The sequence below is a fragment of the Pumilibacter muris genome, from assembly GCF_943193045.1.
GTDB classification, from domain to species: domain Bacteria; phylum Bacillota; class Clostridia; order Christensenellales; family Pumilibacteraceae; genus Pumilibacter; species Pumilibacter muris.
In genome coordinates, this window is sequence record NZ_CALPCN010000001.1 from 296,703 (window position 1) to 312,265 (window position 15,563).

Consider the following 15,563-nt stretch of genomic DNA (forward strand, 5'->3'; position numbering starts at 1 on the left):
CGCGGTTGGTAATATAAATATGGAAAATTTTAGAGTTAAGTTATTTGAATTTTGCAAATTGACTTGACAAGTTCGGGTTATACCTTTATAATAGACAAAATATACGTTTGCGAGGAACCGACTTGAAAAATCTTCAACTGCCTTTCGGCGTACAAGACTGTATGCCGCAAGAGTGTTACAATAAAATTATTATTCAGGAAAAGCTGTCGGAGATTTTTCGCAAACACGGCTTTTTGCGTGTGGAAACGCCGTCGTTGGAATATTTTGATGTGTACGGCGGAATATTGAGCCGAGATTCGGCTAATAAAACGTTTAAAATGACCGATGCCGACGGAAGCCTTTTAACGCTTCGTTCCGACCCTACGTTGCAAATTTGCCGCATGGCGGCAACAAAACTCGGCGGCGTGGATAAGGTTTTTTATGCCGCGAACAGCTACGAATATCTTTCGGATTCTTACACTTCGCGCAGTCGTGAATTTTCTCAGATGGGCGTAGAACTTTTGGGCGCGGGCGACGTGTCTGCCGACGTAGAGGCAATAACGGTTGCCATAGAGGGCTTGCGCGAATCGGGGCTTTGCGACTTTATGCTTGAACTCGGGCAGGTAGACTATTTCAACGGACTTACAAACGAGGCGGGCATGAGCGAGTGCGACGCTAAGGAATTGCGCGGACTTGTGAATAAAAAAGACATGTTCGGCGTTGAAATGTTTTTAAGTTCTAAGAAAGTCGGAGAGCGTTTTGTGTCGCAGTTTTTGTTATTGCCCACGTTGTTCGGCGGTTGCGAAGTGTTGAACAAAGCTCGGAAAGAAATTGCCAACGAAAAAAGCGCGCAAGCACTTAACCGTTTGGAGCAAATTCTTATCGCGCTTAAAGCGGCTCGGCTCGATAAGTATGTTGCTATAGATTTGGGACTTTTACGCGGAGAATATTACACCGGGCTTGTTATGAAGGGTATTTCGGGCAAACTCGGAGTTCCGCTGTTAGACGGAGGAAGATACGATACTCTTTGCGGAGAGTTCGGTGCCTCGAAGCCCGCCGTCGGCTTTTCGATAGGAATTAAGAGGCTTTTGGTTGCTTTGGAACGGGAAGGAAAGCTCATGTCGTGCGCGTCGCCTGACATTGCGTACATATCCGACGGCAAAGACTGCGGTTTCGAGTACGAATATGTGGCGGCACTGCGCGAGAACGGTCTTGTTGTGGAAAAAAGATTCGAATGCGGGAAAAAAGAACTTTTGGATTATTGCGCGGCAAAGAAAATTCCTTGCGCGGTAATAATTAGCGGCGGCAGGGCCGAACGGATTAGCGTGGGCGGTGAAGAAAAATGAAACAATTAACCGTAGCTTTGGCGAAAGGTCGTCTTGCCGAAAAAACCGTTGAACTTCTTGAAAAATGCGGGGTGAATTGTGCGCCGTTAAAGAAAGATACTCGCAAACTTGTGCTTTGCGACGCCGACGAAAAATACAAATTTATATTTGTCAAGCCTGCCGATGTGCCTACTTACATCGAACGCGGAGTTGCCGATATAGGCGTTGTGGGAAAAGACACGTTGCTCGAAGAGGGCAAAGACATTTACGAAATGCTTGATTTGAAGTTCGGCTTGTGCTCAATGTGCGTGGCGGGATTTGAGCGCAAAAGCGAAAGCATTACTCAAAATAATCTGCGCGTAGCCAGCAAATATGTGAATATTGCAAGGGAATTTTACGCTTCTAAGGGAATGGACGTAGACATTGTTAAACTCACGGGTTCTGTGGAACTTGGACCCATAATTGGGCTTTCCGACGTTATTGTAGACATTGTTGAAAGCGGCAAAACTTTGGAAGCGAACGGTTTAACCGTTTTGGAAGAAATATGCAAACTGTCGGCGCGGCTTGTTGTGAATAAGGTGTCTTTAAAAACCAAAAATGCGGAGATTATGCCGCTTATAGAGAAGATTTCCGCTATAATAGAGGAGAAAACCGTATGATACCGATTTTAAAAGGGAGCGAAGACTTATCACGCGTTTTTTGCCGTAGTCAACTTGATACCGAGAAAGCGCGCGAAACCGTTAAAGGCATTATAGAAGGGGTGCGCAAAGGCGGTGATAAAGCGCTTTTTGAATATACCGAGCGTTTTGATAACGTTAAGTTGAACGGCGGTTCGGTTAGGGTAACGCAGGAGGAAATAGACGCCGCATATAAGGCGGTTTCGGCAGAACAGCTTGCGGCTTTGCGGCGCGCCAAAGAAAATATCGAAGAGTTTCACAAACGGCAAAAACGCAACGACGATATTGTTACTATAAACGGTAAAACTACGGGTATAATATATCGGCCTATTGAGCGTGCGGGGCTTTATGTGCCGGGAGGAAAAGCGTCTTATCCGAGTTCCGTTTTAATGTGCGCTTTGCCTGCTGTAGTTGCGGGTGTGCCCGAAATTATAATGACTACGCCTGCGGCTAACGGACTCAATCCTTTAACTGTGGTTGCGGCATCTGAATGTGGGATTAGCAAAATTTTTAAAATAGGCGGAGCTCAAGCGATTGCCGCTATGGCATACGGCACCGAATCGGTGCCGAAAGCGAACGTTATAAGCGGACCGGGAAACATATATGTCGCGCTTGCCAAACGCGAAGTGTACGGCGTTGCGGGCGTAGACATGATAGCGGGACCGAGTGAAATCGTAATTGTCGCCGACGAATCTGCCGATGCCGAATTTGTGGCGGCAGATATGCTTTCGCAAGCGGAACACGACGAATTAGCTATGAGCGTGCTTATAACAAGTAGCAAACAACTTGCCGAAGCCGTTCAAAAAGAAGTAGAATTGCAAGTAAAAAAACTGCCTAAATCGCTTATTGCAACGAAGTCTCTTGAAAATTGCGGCACTGTTATTCTTGTTAATAATCTTAATGAAGCGTTCGACACGGTGAATAAGATAGCTCCCGAACATCTCGAGCTTTGCATTGAAAATCCGCAAAAGTGGCTTAGTAAGATTATAAATGCCGGCGCCGTGTTTATGGGGCATTATTCGCCCGAGCCTCTCGGTGATTATTATGCGGGAACTAATCACGTTTTGCCAACGTCGGGTACGGCTAAATTTTGCTCGGCTTTAAGCGTTGACAATTATATTAAAAAAATCAGCGTAATTGAATACGAAAAAAGCGCTTTATTTGCATGTTCGTCAGACATAGAACTACTTGCCGAGTGCGAGGGATTACGGGCGCACGCAAATTCGATTAAAGTAAGACGAGAAAAGGAGATAAAATGAGGACGGGACAAAAGGAAAGACGGACGAAAGAAACGCAAATATCGGTTAAAATGAACCTTGACGGAACGGGAAAATATTCGGTGAATACAGGTATCGGATTTTTCGACCACATGCTTGAGTTGTTTTCGAGCCATTCCGGAATGGATTTGGAACTTACGGTTAAGGGTGACTTAAATGTGGACGCTCACCATTCTGTGGAAGATACGGGAATTGTAATAGGAAAGTTACTGCACGAATTGCTTGGCGACAAGAACGGAATTGCTCGCTATGCAACGTCGTATATTCCTATGGACGAAACACTTGCACGCACGGTTATAGACGTTAGCGGCAGACCGTGTTTCGTTTTTAGTTGCGACGGACTGAAAGGAAAAATCGGGGAGTTCGACGCCGAACTTGTAGAGGAATTTTTCAGAGCGGTAAGCTCTTACGGCATGCTGACTATTCATACCGAAGTTTTATACGGCAACAATTTGCATCACATTGCCGAAGCCGTGTTTAAATCTTTTGCCCACGCGTTGCACGATGCCGTTGCAATAGTCGGGAATAGCGTTCCGAGTAGCAAAGGTGTGCTCGAATGATTTTATTTCCTGCTATAGATATATTAAACGGCGAGTGCGTTCGTTTGACGCACGGAAATTATTCTGACGTTACAAAATACGGTAACCCAGTGAGTGCGGCGTTGAAATGGGTGGGAAACGGTGCGAAATACCTTCATGTTGTTGACCTTAACGCTGCCAAAAGCGGCAAATCCGAAAATCTTGAAATTATTAAAGAAATAGCGGCGGTTGCGGGTATTCCCGTGCAAACGGGCGGTGGAGTGAGAACTTTGGACGACGCGGAAGCGCGGCTTAGCGCGGGGGTGCGTCGTGTGGTTTTCGGAACGGTTTGTTGTGAAAGCCCCGAATTGATACGGCTTGCGGTTGTTGAATTCGGAGCGGAGAGAGTTGTGTGTGGAATAGACGTGAAAAACGGGCGCGTTGCAACTCGCGGTTGGCTTAATCAATCGAATATTTTGCCGTTTGAACTCGGCAAAGTTATGTTTGCTCACGGCGCGCGTTATGCCGTTTTTACAGACGTTTCGAAAGACGGAGCGCTTACCGGTGTGAACGCCGATGCTTGCAAAGGTATGGCTGAGAAAACGGGTCTAAACATAATAGCGAGCGGCGGAATAAGCGGAATCGCAGATATTTCGACGCTTAAAAATATGAAAATGTACGGGGCTATTCTCGGCAAAGCGTTATACGAAAACAGAATTTCGCTTGAAGAAGCGGTGAAAACAGCGGAGGAGATTTAACTTGGCAATCAAATTTAATTCCGACGGGCTTGTTGTTGCGCTTGCGGTTGACGCATATACAAACGAAGTGTTAATGCAGGCATATATGAACCGAGAAGCTTTTGATTTAACTTTAAGCACGGGAAAGGCGTACTATTACAGTCGTAGTAGGGGTAAGTTGTGGCTAAAAGGGGAAACAAGCGGACATTTTCAAAAGGTTATCGAGGTATTGACCGACTGCGATTCGGATTGTGTACTGTTGCGCGTTGTACAAGAAGGGGCGGCTTGCCATACGGGAAATCGCAGCTGTTTTTATACTTCCGTTAAAGAGTTTGAAAAAATTCCGAACATTGCCGTTTTGCAAAAGGATATAAACACAATCGCGTCACGGCGGGAAAGCCCTGTGCTCGGTTCGTATACAAATTATTTACTTGATAAAGGCGTTGAAAAAATTTGCAAAAAAATAGGCGAGGAGGCTTCGGAAACTATTATAGCGGCAATGAAATCGGATAACGAAGAACTTGCATGCGAACTTGCGGATTTATATTACCATACTTTTGTTTTAATGAACGACAGAGGTTTGGAGTTTTCTGAAGTTTTGAAAGTTCTCGAACAAAGGAGTTTGAACGAGCGCAAGAGAAATTATTGAGCCTAATTTAGTTTAGTATGTTATGCATAATATTGTTAAGTTGTGCTTAAAAGGAAGAAAACAGAAGAAAAATGCAGGTTAGTTTATAAAATTGACAAAATAAGGTGAAAAATACTGCCGCTGAAATCGTTTACCTAAGATACAAAATTTGTTAAAATATTCACAATACAACTTAGGAGTAAACAATGGAAAAACAAGTGACAAGAATGACGGTTCAGCGGCTGTTAATCAGTTTGGGAGTTACGCCGAAAAGCAACGGATACAGATATCTAACTTCGGCAATAATGATTAAACTCGAAAAAAGACCCGGCGATGTAACAATGTTGCGGTTATGCGAACAGCTCGGCGCCGAAAATAACGCCACTGCGGCGTCGGTGGAACGCAGCATGCGCTTTGCTATTGAAAGGGCGTATAATTTGAATAAGTTGTCGGGAATAAACGATTTGTTCAACGCTTACGTTATAACAAAATCGCCTACGCTTTCCGACTTTATAATGTATTTGGTGGAATATTTGGATTCGTTTTATCAATTTGACGATTTGCGAATTGTTTGAACTTGCCTAATGTATTGTGTTTCGTTAATAATAATCGGATATTCCGATTAGATAATCTGCCGATACATCGAAATATTTTGCCAGTTTTCCGAGAGTTATTGCCGACGGGCTACGTTTGCCTGACAAATATGCGGAAATAGTTTGGTTCGGAATGCCTGTTTCGAGTTCGAGTAGGCGTTGCGTGAGTCCGCTTTCTTTCATAAGCTCGGCAAGTCTTTGTGCAAATTTAAATTCGAATTCTAAGTTTTTCATAGATGCAGCCTCCTGCACCTACTTTCACTTAATAATGAACGTTAAACTGTTGGACTTTGACATAATAATACGTTTTTATTTGACACTGTTTTGTGTAAATGATATTATTATTTATGGGAAGATAAACAGAGGAGTTGGCAGTATGAAAAAAGTTTTCAGAACGATATGGATAATCATAGCCCTTGCCGTATTTGTGGCGGGCTTAATTTATGTGATATTGAATTGGGATTGGAAATCGTGGGTTATTTGGGGCGCGGCGAGCGCCGTGATGTCGATAGGTACTTTCTTGCTTGATTTTTTTTCGAGGTTCAGAGGGTGCTTGGGAACGATAATTTTTATAGTTTTGAGCGTAGTGCTCGGACCTTTGCATTTACTCTTTGCAATAATTTCTACCGCGATAGCAATAAAAAAAGACAGCTGAATAACGTGTGTTGTAAGCCTCGCTTTAAGCGGGCTTTTTAATTTTGACGGGCTTTAATTTGCTCTCTTGCAAGTTTATCGCAACGGTTGTTATATTCGTTGTCGCTGTGGCCTTTAACTTTTATAAAAGTAACGTTATGTCGGCTGATTTTTAGGCTTAAATCGTTCCATAAGTCGCGGTTTTTAACTTCTTTTTTATCGGCTGTTTTCCAATTTGCTCGTTTCCAGTTTTCAAGCCAACCTTTGTTGATAGCGTCTATGGCATAAGCGGAGTCGCTGTATACTTCGACTTCGCAAGCCTCTTTTAAAGAGGCAAGTCCTTGTATTATGGCAAAAAGCTCCATGCGGTTATTTGTGGTTTCTTTCATATAACCGGAAATTTCTTTCTCGTAGCCGTTGTATATTAAAATTGCCGCCCAGCCGCCCGCGCCCGGATTGCCGCTGCATGCGCCGTCGGTATATATGCTCACTTTTTTCATTTACGCTCGCTAAGCTCCTTTGCTCTGTTTATCGATTTTTCTACGGCGGTTTGCAATGTTGTTTCGAAATTGTTTTCGCGCAAATATTTTACGCCTTCTATCGTAGTTCCGCCTTTGCTGCAAACCGAATCGATTAAATCGTTTAGTTCGGTGTTTGTTTCGGATTCAATGAGTTTCGCGCTTCCCGCTACTGCCGTAACAGCCATTTTGCGAGCTTCCGATGGGGAAAAGCCGCAACTTACGGCTTTGTCGGCAAATGCTTTAACGAGCATAAAAACAAAAGCGGGAGAACTTCCTGTAAGTCCTGTTACAGCGTCGAGTTTTTCTTCTTCAACTTCGGACACGGCTCCGAAAGAATTGAGAAGAAGCGAAATAAACTCTTTTTCATCGCTATTTATATTTAAGCACGAATATGCGTTGTACGACGCCGAAACGCGAGCGTTCAAATTAGGCATTACGCGCACTATTTTATTGCTTCGGGTAAGTTCTTTAAGCGTTGCGATTGAAGTTCCCGCCATAATCGAAATTACGGTTTTTCCGCTTAACGATAGGTTATTAAGTAGGGAAGGGGCATTTTGCGGTTTAACAGCCAATAAAACAAATTCGGCATTTTCTACCGCCGCTTCGGGAGCTGCGGTTTTGCCCACGTTTAACGTGCAATTATCAAGTTTTGTTTTGTCTGAGTCGGTTATGGTTATACTTAAATTTATGTTTTTGTTTTTGAACTTTTCTTGCGTTTCAGGTAAACAAAGCGCTTTTACTATTGCTTGCGCCATGTTTCCGTAACCAAGCACAGCCAAATTATAATTTTTCATAATGCTCCTTATTTTAATTGACTAATCCGTGAATTTTGTTTATAATATAAGAACTCTTAGGGGAGTGGCTCAACGGTAGAGTAGCGGTCTCCAAAACCGTAGGTTGCGTGTTCGAATCGCGTCTCCCCTGCCAAAGCAAATATACTAAATATAGTGTATTTGCTTTTTTATTACCCTATATATCGCGTTTAGCGTGGAATTTGTTTGTTGTTGCTAATTTGAGCACTTTCGAATAAACGGCGTAAAATGGGGCGATTTAGCATAGTTTTGGTGCAATTTTCGGTGCAATTTTTATTGCACCAAAAAACCGTAGGTTATTGTTGGCGCTGATTTGCGACAAAAACAGTATAACACAAACAGGTGGTATAGTCAAATTTTTGCACTCAAATGCAAATTTAATCATTGGATAAAGATGCCGAAACTGCTTGAACCGCTTTTTTATTTAGTTCTATATCGTCTTTGAAATAATGTCTGTTGGTAACTTCAACGTCGCTATGTCCCATTAGCTTAGCTACCGTGAATGGGTCAACGCCTGCACTTTTATTAAGATTTGCGAAACTGCGGCGTAAACCATAAGGCGTAATATGGGGAAGATTGTGCCTCTTTGTTGTACGATTTATGGCTTGGTAAAATGAGTTTTCCGTAAGCTGTTTGCCTTTTTCGTTTACAAGAAGATAAGGGGAGTTTATTCGATTTTTTATTTTAAAGGCATGAATGTCGTCATAGTCAAGTAAAGTAACGGGAAGTTCGCGTTGACCTGCCGTTGATTTCGGTTCTTTTATTTCGGTAAATCTGCCGTTTTTTGTGTAAACGATAGAAAGTGCTTTGTTTACGTTTAGAAAATATATATCGTCTTTGACGGAGAAACGAAAATCGGATTCTTCGATTACAGTTGCTTCGTTGGGTCGTAGCCCCGTAATAGTAAGGAGTTTAGCGTAAACATAATATTTTGGTTGCTCGGTTTTAAGATACTGTAAAAGGATTTTAATTTGTTCAGCATTGTACCAAACTTGATTTTCCGGTTTGGGGGCATATTCGGATTTAACTACTCTTAACCACAAATTCTTTTCGGTAAATCCCTGCAATTCGGCAAATGAAAATATAGCTGAAAGAGTTTGTTCTATATGTGCTTGCTTGCATGGAGTTTCGGAGTACATGTCATAGCGTTCTTGCAAAAATGTAGGAGTTATTTTTCTTAGCAAAATATTGCCAAAACTTTTTTTAAGTATATCGATATAAATTTCATAATCCGCAATAGTTCGTGGGGCGAGAGGTTTGCCCTTTTTTCGGTAGGCTCGTTTGACCGCCATAAATTTATCGCATAGCTCAAAAAATTTTAAGTCATTCTTAGTCGTAAGTGCTTTTTCGGCGGCGTTACGATAATTTTCCGACCACGCAATAGCTTGATTTGCTGTTTTGAATCCGCCGCGATGTTTTTGTTCTTTAACCCCGTTTGAATTTGTGTAAGTTACGCGGATTGCCCATGTCTTTCCGTTTGATTCTAATTTTGGTGTTGCCATAAACTTATCCTCATGCGTTCTAAAAAATTGTATATTATTTTGTAGAGACCCATTGAAATTTTACAAATTATGGTGTATAATAGTCTTCCGGTAGCGCTCTCGAATAAACGAAAGGAGAAAGTGAGGTGGAAGATGAAAGAATCTACTACGCGCTACTTGAATTATGCGACGAATTAGGCATAGACCGTAAATATATCGCGTTCATTCTGGAAGTGATTTATTTTATGTAAGTATTACATAATACTACAACACAGGCTCTCGGCTTCGGTCGGGAGCTTTATTTTGATTCTTCAAGCAATTTTGTATTGATATTTTGCAGAACACGAAGTTGTGATTTTGCCATGTTATTAAGTTGTAGCAGCCGTTCGCATTGAGGTATGTTTTGTTCTATGAGAATGGCGTTGTAACTTTCCATATTCGCTATTACAAGTAATTGCTCGATAGTTGCGTAGTCGCGTATATTTCCCTTTAATGAGGGGTTTTCTTTTCTCCAATCAGCTGCCGTTTTTCCAAAGAGAGCAACGTTGAGTAAGTCGGCTTCATCCGCATAAACATATCTTAACTGTTCATCGCTAAGATTCGGGACAAGATTTTCTTTAATTGCATCGGTGTGTATGTGATAATTGATTTTTGCAAGTTCGCGTTTTGCCGACCACTCTAATGCTTTTTGTTCTTGTGATTTGAGCCGCTGAAACTCTTTGATTAAATAAAATTCAAATTCCGCAGAAATCCAACTTGCAAATTTAAAGGCAATATCTTGATGCGCAAAAGTACCGCCGTTTTTGCCTTGTTTAGTGATTATGCCTATGGCGTTAAATTCACTTATCCAACGTGTGGGGGACATGGTAAAGTCATTCCGACCTGTCAAAGCAAATAAGGGGTCGATTTCGTCCCCTTTAAAATCGGGATTATAAAAATTCTCCCAAAGGGTTAAATATTCTAATGTTGAACGATTACGCATCCAGCTTTTTACAACGTCTTTCGGCTCTTTTGGATTGCGCATGCAAGCAATGTCGGTAATAGAGATATAATCTTCTTTGCCGATGTGCTTATATGTAACATTTATTCCTTGAACAATTACTGCTTTGTTTGTCATAAGCTTATCCTTTGATGTTGCGCGGTTTATTCAATAGGCTTGGGAGCTTTTTTATTTTTGAGCTTTTTCTTGTTTTTGTTTTATTCGTAAAATTTCAGATTTATAGGCGTTTTTATCTTTAATAAATGATTTTGCAAGAGCTGTTTCGCATATATCTATTGCCGCCGCAAAATCTTTTTGGGCTAAATATAAGTCACTTACATGTATAGGCAAGAGTTCGAACACTACTCTTGGCAAAAAATTTGTTTTATATAATGCGTCATAGTTTGAGTAATAATAGTCAATGCCGTTTTTATAAAATTCAATACATTTATTGTAATAATCGCTCGACTGTTTTCGCACTCTATAATATAGTGAGCCTAATGCCTGATATTTAAAATGAGTTTCTAAAAGAGAGCTATGCTCTTTTAAATTAGTAGAATTGATTTCTCGAAAATCGAAGAAGTAGGATTTGTTGATTAACCCATTATATCTATCCGTTAAAAAGCGTTCTTCATCTTCTATACTATGGTCTTCGAAAGAGAATTTGTATTTGTCGCAAAATGATTGAATGGTGTTTGGCGAAAGAGTTTGCGCGAAAGAGAATGATTCGTCTGGGTGCGATTGTGTGTAATATAAAAGTTTCAAGGATGAATCTTTGCCGAGCTGATACGTTGTGCTAAGGCATAAATTTAACAGTTCTTTATGTACTTCGTAATTCATGGTCTCGGTTAGTCCTTAAAATTTTCTATCATAGTAATAATGAGTTGTTTTTGTTCGGGAGTTAGGCTCCCGATTTTTTTTAGCAGATAATGTAGTTCTTCGTCGTTTCCGTCGATTCCCAAACGTTTCAGCTCGGTGCGCACGTCTTCTATGCCGCCCGATGGGTATGGTGGAGCGGGGGAGTCGGTGCGCCCGAGAAGATAATCGGTTTGAACATTAAAATACGATGCAAGCTTATTGACAATATCAATAGGGGGTTGGGCTTTGTTATTTTCATATGCGGCATATGCTTGCTGTGTAATTCCTAAAAATTTTGCCATTTGCTGTTGTGTTTTTTTCAGCTCTTTTCTTAGCTCTCGAAGTCGTTCCATGTATTTAGCCCCTTTCAATTACTAATTATAATTGTACAATAGCAATTTGTGTATTGCAATAAAAACAAATTAAATTTTTACAAATTATTTTTGTAAAATGCTTGACATACAAAAACAATTTGTATATAATAAGTTTACAAATCAAATTTGTAAGTTAGGAGGCGGTATGAATTTTCGAAAGTTAAGAAAACAAAAGCAACTTACGCAACCGGAACTTGCCGAGAAAATCGGAGTTACACAAGCAACAATATCGGCGTGGGAAACGGGTAATGCTGTTGGAAATGATAAAAAAGTCAATAGTTTAAAAAGGGAACTAAGGTTACCTTTTTATTATCGGATAATAGAAAAGTAACATTCTTGTTTTTTATTTAATGAGTCATTATACTTTGTTTGTAATCGAAAGGTTACGAAATAATTTTTCGGAGGTTAAAAAATGAACAAGAACAACTATTCTACCGTTAAACTTGAAAAGGGGGAAATGCACGTCTACGATTGCGGAAAAGTAAAATTGCACGCTTATGGAACTGACGATTTGATAAGCGACGAGGTTTTTATTTTGGAAAAGAACGGACAAGCTGTTATAATCGAACCGCCGTGTTTTTTCGATAATATTGCCGCATTAAATAAGTATATAAGTAATATGCATGTAATCGGCATATTTGTTGCTTATGCCGGCGCAAGTTTTTTGCCTCAAATTCCGAAGTATGCCACGCAAAGAGCGAAAGATTATGCGACAGCGGGAGGAGGAAAGGCTTTGATAGACAATTTTTCTGATATGTTCGGAAAAATTTTCGACAGCTCGGTTCATGAAATAACAAATATAATAAAAGAGGGCAAAGTAACGCTTGCGGGGATTGATTTTATAATAAAGCAAACAGCGGAAGCGTTCGATGTGGAAATTCCCGAAATAAACGCCGTATACACTCACATGCTCGGGCACGATTGCCATTCTATTGTGGCGGGCAGCAAGCATGCGGACGCTCTTATAGAGCAACTTAGCGAATACATTGAAAAAGGCTACTCGCTTATCCTTACGTCGCATTATACGCCCGAAGATTTAAAAGATGCGCAAACAAAAATCGACTATTTAAAACGGTTGAAAGATATTGCCGCAAGTTGTGACAATTCAAGCGATTTTAAGCTAAAAGTAAAAAAACAGTTTCCGAAATACGGCGGGGCAAATTATTTAGATATGACTGCGGATATGTTTTTCGCTTAAAATTTAACCGTATAATCGCAAATTATAATATAAAAGGCTTTGAAATCATATACTGTTATTATGACAAAGCTGTCTAAAATTACCGTAGCGAAGATTTTGATTACGCTGCTGAATCTCGGCATGCTTGCTTTGTCGTGCGTCTATTTTAAAGATTTGCCGCGAGTGGTTTTATTGTGCGCGATAGTTTTGTTCGCTTCTTTGGGCGTGACTGTTCCGAGTATTAACGAAAAGTCGCATGAAACCGTATACAAATTTTTTATTTTGGTTTCGATATTCGCCGCTTTGATTCTTTTGTGTTATGTGGCGTTGGATGCCGCAGGCTGGCTTTATAAGTTCAAGGATATGGACGCTTTGCTTACGTTTGTGCGTAGCACAAAGCAGTGGGGCATACTTGTTTATATCGGACTGGTTATCTTTGAGGTTATATTTTTGCCGATACCGTCGGCAATTATCGCATTGCTCGGAACCGTGCTGTATGGCCCGACTTACGCGTTTATTTTTATGACGGTCGGCACGTTGGTCGGTTCTGTAATTACTTTTTTATTAGGAAAAATATTCGGACGTAAATTAGCTGTTTGGGTGATAGGAGAAGAGAAGACCGACAAATTTTCGGAACTCTTAAACGAAAGGGGAAAATTCTTATTTGCCGTAATGATGTTATTTCCGTTTTTTCCCGACGACATAATTTGTTTGGTAGCGGGAATAACCACCATGAGCTTTAAATATTTTTTAACAACTATATCGCTCACTCGTCCCGTTATGATAGCATTTATGTGCTATTTCGGAAGCGGCACCATTATACCGTTTCGCGGTTGGGGAATTCCCGTATGGATTGCTATTTTTGTTGCCGTTATCATATTGTTTTTTGTGGTAAATAAAATAAAGAAAAAACTCATGAGCAAAAAAGGAAGCGGAGAAATGCACGGTAAAAAAATCGAAAAGAAATCGGATGTCAACACATAAAAAGGACGGTTACAAACCGTCCTTTTGTGTTTAATGTTCAACCGCAAACTTTTTCGATTTGAACAATGCGTTAAATATTAAAGCGCTTATAGGGAAGCAGACCGAAAGCAATGCGGGTAACAGTAGCGTCGTAATGTATTTTAGCTCGAAGCCGAGTTCCATGCCGCCTATTACGTTTGCGCAGTAAATAATCAAGAAGCACTGCGCCATAACAATCAATCGGTAAATTAAAGAGTTTTTTAAACTGAAATTTATGCGTTTGCGTTTGTCGGGAGCCGTAAAGTTTTTAACAAAAGCTACTATGGGGAAGGCGACGGCTATCAAAACTGCCGCAATATAGAACCATTTGTCTGAACTTCTGCCGGCATGCAAAACAATGTTTACGAATATAGCGGAGAACAGAATTTCCAACATCATTATGCCGAATAAAATTCCGTAATGAACAATCATCAATTTGTTGGAAAGATAATAGTAAGCGTTGTTATATTCTTTTGAACTACTGTTGTTGTGAGTGCGAATCACAACGTTATCGCCCATTTCACGAACTTCTCCCGTAATACGGTTAAGCTTTCGATTTACGTCGGCATCGTTCGTATATTGTTCGGTAGCTTCGTTATATTCCGATTCCGCGCTATCTTTTAGAGCCGTTTGAGGTTCTTCATATTGTTCTGTTGCGGAAGCTTGAGCTATCGAAGCGGTTGTGCCCGTCTCTTCTTGCATAGCGGGAGCGGGTTGATTTTGAACGTATGTATCTTGCGCAATAGGCTCTTCCGGCTCTTGCTCTGGTTCTTCGGGAGGAGGAGCGGGGCGTTCTACAAAGCTTGCGTTTAAAAAATCGCCGAGTATGTTGCGGTATTCTCTTTCTATTATGCCGCTTTCGTAAGGCTTTGCAATAGAAGAAGTGTGATAGTCGAGAAATATGTTTTCCGGCTTCTGTTCTTCTTGCTCGAACGTTTCTTCTATGTGCGGCTCGTAGCCCGAGCTATTATATTGTTGCGCGTATTGCTCATCGTTTTGAGAAACAAGAGGGGGAGTTTGTTCCGAATGTTCGTTTTCGGGTTCCGATTGTTCGGCTTCTTGTTCGGCTTCCGACTCGTCGAAGAAATCGCGGAAATACATTTCTGCGGAAAAGTTGTTGTCGGTTCTGTCGGAAACATATTTTTCAGACACAAGTTTTTCGGCATAGCTGGCGTCTTCATCGGAATTCAATCTTGAGCGGAACAGCTCGTCCATAATAGCAGTCGTATCCGAAAATTCCACTGCACGCGAAACAACTTCTTGCCGTTGTTCTTCGTCGGGTTGCTCGTGCAATGCGGAAACGTTCTCGTCATCTTCCTGTATTTCGTTAGCGGAAAGGTTTTCGGTTTCAGCATTTTCGCTATCCGTAATTTCGGAAATATCTTCGTCGGTTTCCGGCTCGTCGTTAAAAGATGCTTCCTGTTCGTCGTATTGCGACGCAACGCTTTCAGCTTCCGGACGCGGGGCGGATAAATCAACTTCACGGTCGGAAATCAATTTATCGATAACCGTGCGGGAATATTCCCACTCGCTTTGATTTTTAATAAAAAGTTCGCGCCCCATTTCGGTAAGCGTGAAATATTTTCTTCGTCCGCCGTTGGATTTTGCGCCCCAATAAGAGCGGATAAATCCTTGAATTTCAAGTCTTTTTAAACAACTGTATAATGTCGGTTGTTTCAGTTTGTACTGACCGCTGCTTTTTTGCTCGATTTCTCTTACAATGTCGTAGCCGTAGCGGTCTCCGTCGAAAAGGGCTTTTAATATAATAGTGTTTATGTGCCCTCTTATCAGGTCGCTTTGGATAGTGTTTTCCATACAAACCCCTTAAATTATTCTATTATTATTGTAAACTTTTTTCACAGTTTTGTCAATAGGAATACTATTTAAGGCATAGTAATTTTTTAAAATAATATAAAAAGATTTGCAAGAATTTTGTCGATATTGTATACTATTTGAGAGATATTTGAGAATTAAAGCGGTTTGCGCTTTTTA

The 15,563-nt window shown here is 40.9% G+C and carries 19 protein-coding genes and 1 tRNA gene; 12 read left to right on the top strand and 8 right to left on the bottom strand.

Translation table 11 applies throughout. The features are described from left to right. Nucleotides 1-122: 122 nt before the first annotated feature. The 7 genes from NFR62_RS01435 to NFR62_RS01465 all read left to right on the top strand — a co-directional run bounded on the left by NFR62_RS01435 (nucleotide 123) and on the right by NFR62_RS01465 (nucleotide 5,716). A complete protein-coding gene (locus tag NFR62_RS01435) occupies nucleotides 123-1,325 on the top strand; it encodes an ATP phosphoribosyltransferase regulatory subunit (protein ID WP_251612559.1) in 1,203 nt (400 codons plus the stop codon). Continuing rightward, entirely contained in the window at nucleotides 1,322-1,963 is a 642-nt protein-coding gene (gene hisG / locus NFR62_RS01440) for an ATP phosphoribosyltransferase (RefSeq protein WP_251612562.1), read from the top strand. Before NFR62_RS01435 ends, hisG begins: the two co-directional genes overlap by 4 nt. After that, entirely contained in the window at nucleotides 1,960-3,240 is a 1,281-nt protein-coding gene (gene hisD / locus NFR62_RS01445; protein ID WP_251612576.1) for a histidinol dehydrogenase, read from the top strand. The genes hisG and hisD overlap by 4 nt, the downstream gene beginning before the upstream one ends. After that, a complete protein-coding gene (hisB, locus tag NFR62_RS01450) occupies nucleotides 3,237-3,818 on the top strand; it encodes an imidazoleglycerol-phosphate dehydratase HisB (RefSeq protein ID WP_251612579.1) in 582 nt (193 codons plus the stop codon). Before hisD ends, hisB begins: the two co-directional genes overlap by 4 nt. Further along, a complete protein-coding gene (gene hisA / locus NFR62_RS01455) occupies nucleotides 3,815-4,534 on the top strand; it encodes a 1-(5-phosphoribosyl)-5-[(5-phosphoribosylamino)methylideneamino]imidazole-4-carboxamide isomerase (protein ID WP_251612581.1) in 720 nt (239 codons plus the stop codon). The genes hisB and hisA overlap by 4 nt, the downstream gene beginning before the upstream one ends. Nucleotide 4,535: 1 nt before the next feature. Beyond that, nucleotides 4,536-5,162 carry a bifunctional phosphoribosyl-AMP cyclohydrolase/phosphoribosyl-ATP diphosphatase HisIE gene (hisIE, locus tag NFR62_RS01460; protein ID WP_251612584.1) on the top strand — a complete coding sequence of 209 codons (627 nt, stop codon included), beginning with the start codon at nucleotides 4,536-4,538 and terminating at the stop codon, nucleotides 5,160-5,162. 185 nt (nucleotides 5,163-5,347) lie between these two features. Beyond that, complete coding sequence (locus NFR62_RS01465) at nucleotides 5,348-5,716, top strand: sporulation initiation factor Spo0A C-terminal domain-containing protein (RefSeq protein WP_251612586.1); 369 nt, start codon at nucleotides 5,348-5,350, stop codon at nucleotides 5,714-5,716. A 24-nt stretch (nucleotides 5,717-5,740) separates the two neighbouring features. On the opposite strand, the gene NFR62_RS01470 is transcribed toward NFR62_RS01465, so the two are convergent. Then, nucleotides 5,741-5,968 (bottom strand): helix-turn-helix domain-containing protein, encoded by a 228-nt coding sequence (locus NFR62_RS01470; protein ID WP_251612589.1) that lies wholly within the window; start codon nucleotides 5,966-5,968, stop codon nucleotides 5,741-5,743. Between the two features lie 142 nt (nucleotides 5,969-6,110). Between NFR62_RS01470 and NFR62_RS01475 the strand changes: the two genes are divergently transcribed. Continuing rightward, entirely contained in the window at nucleotides 6,111-6,389 is a 279-nt protein-coding gene (locus NFR62_RS01475) for a hypothetical protein (protein WP_251612592.1), read from the top strand. A gap of 37 nt (nucleotides 6,390-6,426) precedes the next feature. Here the strand turns inward: NFR62_RS01475 and rnhA are convergent, their stop codons facing one another. Further along, on the bottom strand, nucleotides 6,427-6,867 hold the full coding sequence (gene rnhA / locus NFR62_RS01480) for a ribonuclease HI (RefSeq protein ID WP_251612594.1): 441 nt from the start codon (nucleotides 6,865-6,867) through the stop codon (nucleotides 6,427-6,429). Beyond that, nucleotides 6,864-7,682 carry a pyrroline-5-carboxylate reductase gene (gene proC, locus NFR62_RS01485; RefSeq protein WP_251612597.1) on the bottom strand — a complete coding sequence of 273 codons (819 nt, stop codon included), beginning with the start codon at nucleotides 7,680-7,682 and terminating at the stop codon, nucleotides 6,864-6,866. Before proC ends, rnhA begins: the two co-directional genes overlap by 4 nt. A 58-nt stretch (nucleotides 7,683-7,740) precedes the next feature. Between proC and NFR62_RS01490 the strand changes: the two genes are divergently transcribed. Then, nucleotides 7,741-7,815 (top strand) — tRNA-Trp (locus NFR62_RS01490). A gap of 262 nt (nucleotides 7,816-8,077) precedes the next feature. Here the strand turns inward: NFR62_RS01490 and NFR62_RS01495 are convergent. The 4 genes from NFR62_RS01495 to NFR62_RS01510 all read right to left on the bottom strand — a co-directional run bounded on the left by NFR62_RS01495 (nucleotide 8,078) and on the right by NFR62_RS01510 (nucleotide 11,371). After that, on the bottom strand, nucleotides 8,078-9,202 hold the full coding sequence (locus NFR62_RS01495) for a site-specific integrase (RefSeq protein ID WP_251612600.1): 1,125 nt from the start codon (nucleotides 9,200-9,202) through the stop codon (nucleotides 8,078-8,080). A gap of 277 nt (nucleotides 9,203-9,479) precedes the next feature. Then, complete coding sequence (locus tag NFR62_RS01500) at nucleotides 9,480-10,298, bottom strand: KilA-N domain-containing protein (protein ID WP_251612603.1); 819 nt, start codon at nucleotides 10,296-10,298, stop codon at nucleotides 9,480-9,482. A gap of 51 nt (nucleotides 10,299-10,349) precedes the next feature. After that, nucleotides 10,350-11,000 (bottom strand): hypothetical protein, encoded by a 651-nt coding sequence (locus NFR62_RS01505; RefSeq protein ID WP_251612606.1) that lies wholly within the window; start codon nucleotides 10,998-11,000, stop codon nucleotides 10,350-10,352. A gap of 8 nt (nucleotides 11,001-11,008) precedes the next feature. Beyond that, nucleotides 11,009-11,371, bottom strand: a complete 363-nt coding sequence (locus NFR62_RS01510; protein WP_251612609.1) for a helix-turn-helix domain-containing protein — start codon at nucleotides 11,369-11,371, stop codon at nucleotides 11,009-11,011. Nucleotides 11,372-11,537: 166 nt separating this feature from the next. Between NFR62_RS01510 and NFR62_RS01515 the strand changes: the two genes are divergently transcribed. From NFR62_RS01515 to NFR62_RS01525, 3 genes are all read left to right on the top strand, one after another. Then, complete coding sequence (locus tag NFR62_RS01515; RefSeq protein WP_251612612.1) at nucleotides 11,538-11,723, top strand: helix-turn-helix domain-containing protein; 186 nt, start codon at nucleotides 11,538-11,540, stop codon at nucleotides 11,721-11,723. A gap of 81 nt (nucleotides 11,724-11,804) precedes the next feature. Then, complete coding sequence (locus NFR62_RS01520) at nucleotides 11,805-12,590, top strand: hypothetical protein (RefSeq protein ID WP_251612615.1); 786 nt, start codon at nucleotides 11,805-11,807, stop codon at nucleotides 12,588-12,590. 39 nt (nucleotides 12,591-12,629) lie between these two features. Beyond that, on the top strand, nucleotides 12,630-13,553 hold the full coding sequence (locus NFR62_RS01525) for a TVP38/TMEM64 family protein (RefSeq protein ID WP_251612618.1): 924 nt from the start codon (nucleotides 12,630-12,632) through the stop codon (nucleotides 13,551-13,553). 30 nt (nucleotides 13,554-13,583) lie between these two features. On the opposite strand, the gene NFR62_RS01530 is transcribed toward NFR62_RS01525, so the two are convergent. Beyond that, complete coding sequence (locus tag NFR62_RS01530; protein ID WP_251612621.1) at nucleotides 13,584-15,386, bottom strand: helix-turn-helix transcriptional regulator; 1,803 nt, start codon at nucleotides 15,384-15,386, stop codon at nucleotides 13,584-13,586. Between the last annotated feature and the right edge of the window lie 177 nt (nucleotides 15,387-15,563).

What these genes read in the sequence shown, in the direction of transcription:
- hisG (WP_251612562.1), top strand. Translation starts at nt 1,322, where the DNA reads ATGAAACAATTAACCGTAGCTTTGGCGAAAGGTCGTCTTGCCGAAAAA.
- NFR62_RS01495 (WP_251612600.1), bottom strand. Translation starts at nt 9,202, where the DNA reads ATGGCAACACCAAAATTAGAATCAAACGGAAAGACATGGGCAATCCGC.
- hisB (WP_251612579.1), top strand. Translation starts at nt 3,237, where the DNA reads ATGAGGACGGGACAAAAGGAAAGACGGACGAAAGAAACGCAAATATCG.
- NFR62_RS01470 (WP_251612589.1), bottom strand. Translation starts at nt 5,968, where the DNA reads ATGAAAAACTTAGAATTCGAATTTAAATTTGCACAAAGACTTGCCGAG.
- hisD (WP_251612576.1), top strand. Translation starts at nt 1,960, where the DNA reads ATGATACCGATTTTAAAAGGGAGCGAAGACTTATCACGCGTTTTTTGC.
- rnhA (WP_251612594.1), bottom strand. Translation starts at nt 6,867, where the DNA reads ATGAAAAAAGTGAGCATATATACCGACGGCGCATGCAGCGGCAATCCG.
- NFR62_RS01505 (WP_251612606.1), bottom strand. Translation starts at nt 11,000, where the DNA reads ATGAATTACGAAGTACATAAAGAACTGTTAAATTTATGCCTTAGCACA.
- NFR62_RS01465 (WP_251612586.1), top strand. Translation starts at nt 5,348, where the DNA reads ATGGAAAAACAAGTGACAAGAATGACGGTTCAGCGGCTGTTAATCAGT.
- NFR62_RS01520 (WP_251612615.1), top strand. Translation starts at nt 11,805, where the DNA reads ATGAACAAGAACAACTATTCTACCGTTAAACTTGAAAAGGGGGAAATG.
- NFR62_RS01515 (WP_251612612.1), top strand. Translation starts at nt 11,538, where the DNA reads ATGAATTTTCGAAAGTTAAGAAAACAAAAGCAACTTACGCAACCGGAA.
- hisA (WP_251612581.1), top strand. Translation starts at nt 3,815, where the DNA reads ATGATTTTATTTCCTGCTATAGATATATTAAACGGCGAGTGCGTTCGT.
- NFR62_RS01500 (WP_251612603.1), bottom strand. Translation starts at nt 10,298, where the DNA reads ATGACAAACAAAGCAGTAATTGTTCAAGGAATAAATGTTACATATAAG.
- NFR62_RS01510 (WP_251612609.1), bottom strand. Translation starts at nt 11,371, where the DNA reads ATGGAACGACTTCGAGAGCTAAGAAAAGAGCTGAAAAAAACACAACAG.
- proC (WP_251612597.1), bottom strand. Translation starts at nt 7,682, where the DNA reads ATGAAAAATTATAATTTGGCTGTGCTTGGTTACGGAAACATGGCGCAA.
- NFR62_RS01475 (WP_251612592.1), top strand. Translation starts at nt 6,111, where the DNA reads ATGAAAAAAGTTTTCAGAACGATATGGATAATCATAGCCCTTGCCGTA.
- NFR62_RS01530 (WP_251612621.1), bottom strand. Translation starts at nt 15,386, where the DNA reads ATGGAAAACACTATCCAAAGCGACCTGATAAGAGGGCACATAAACACT.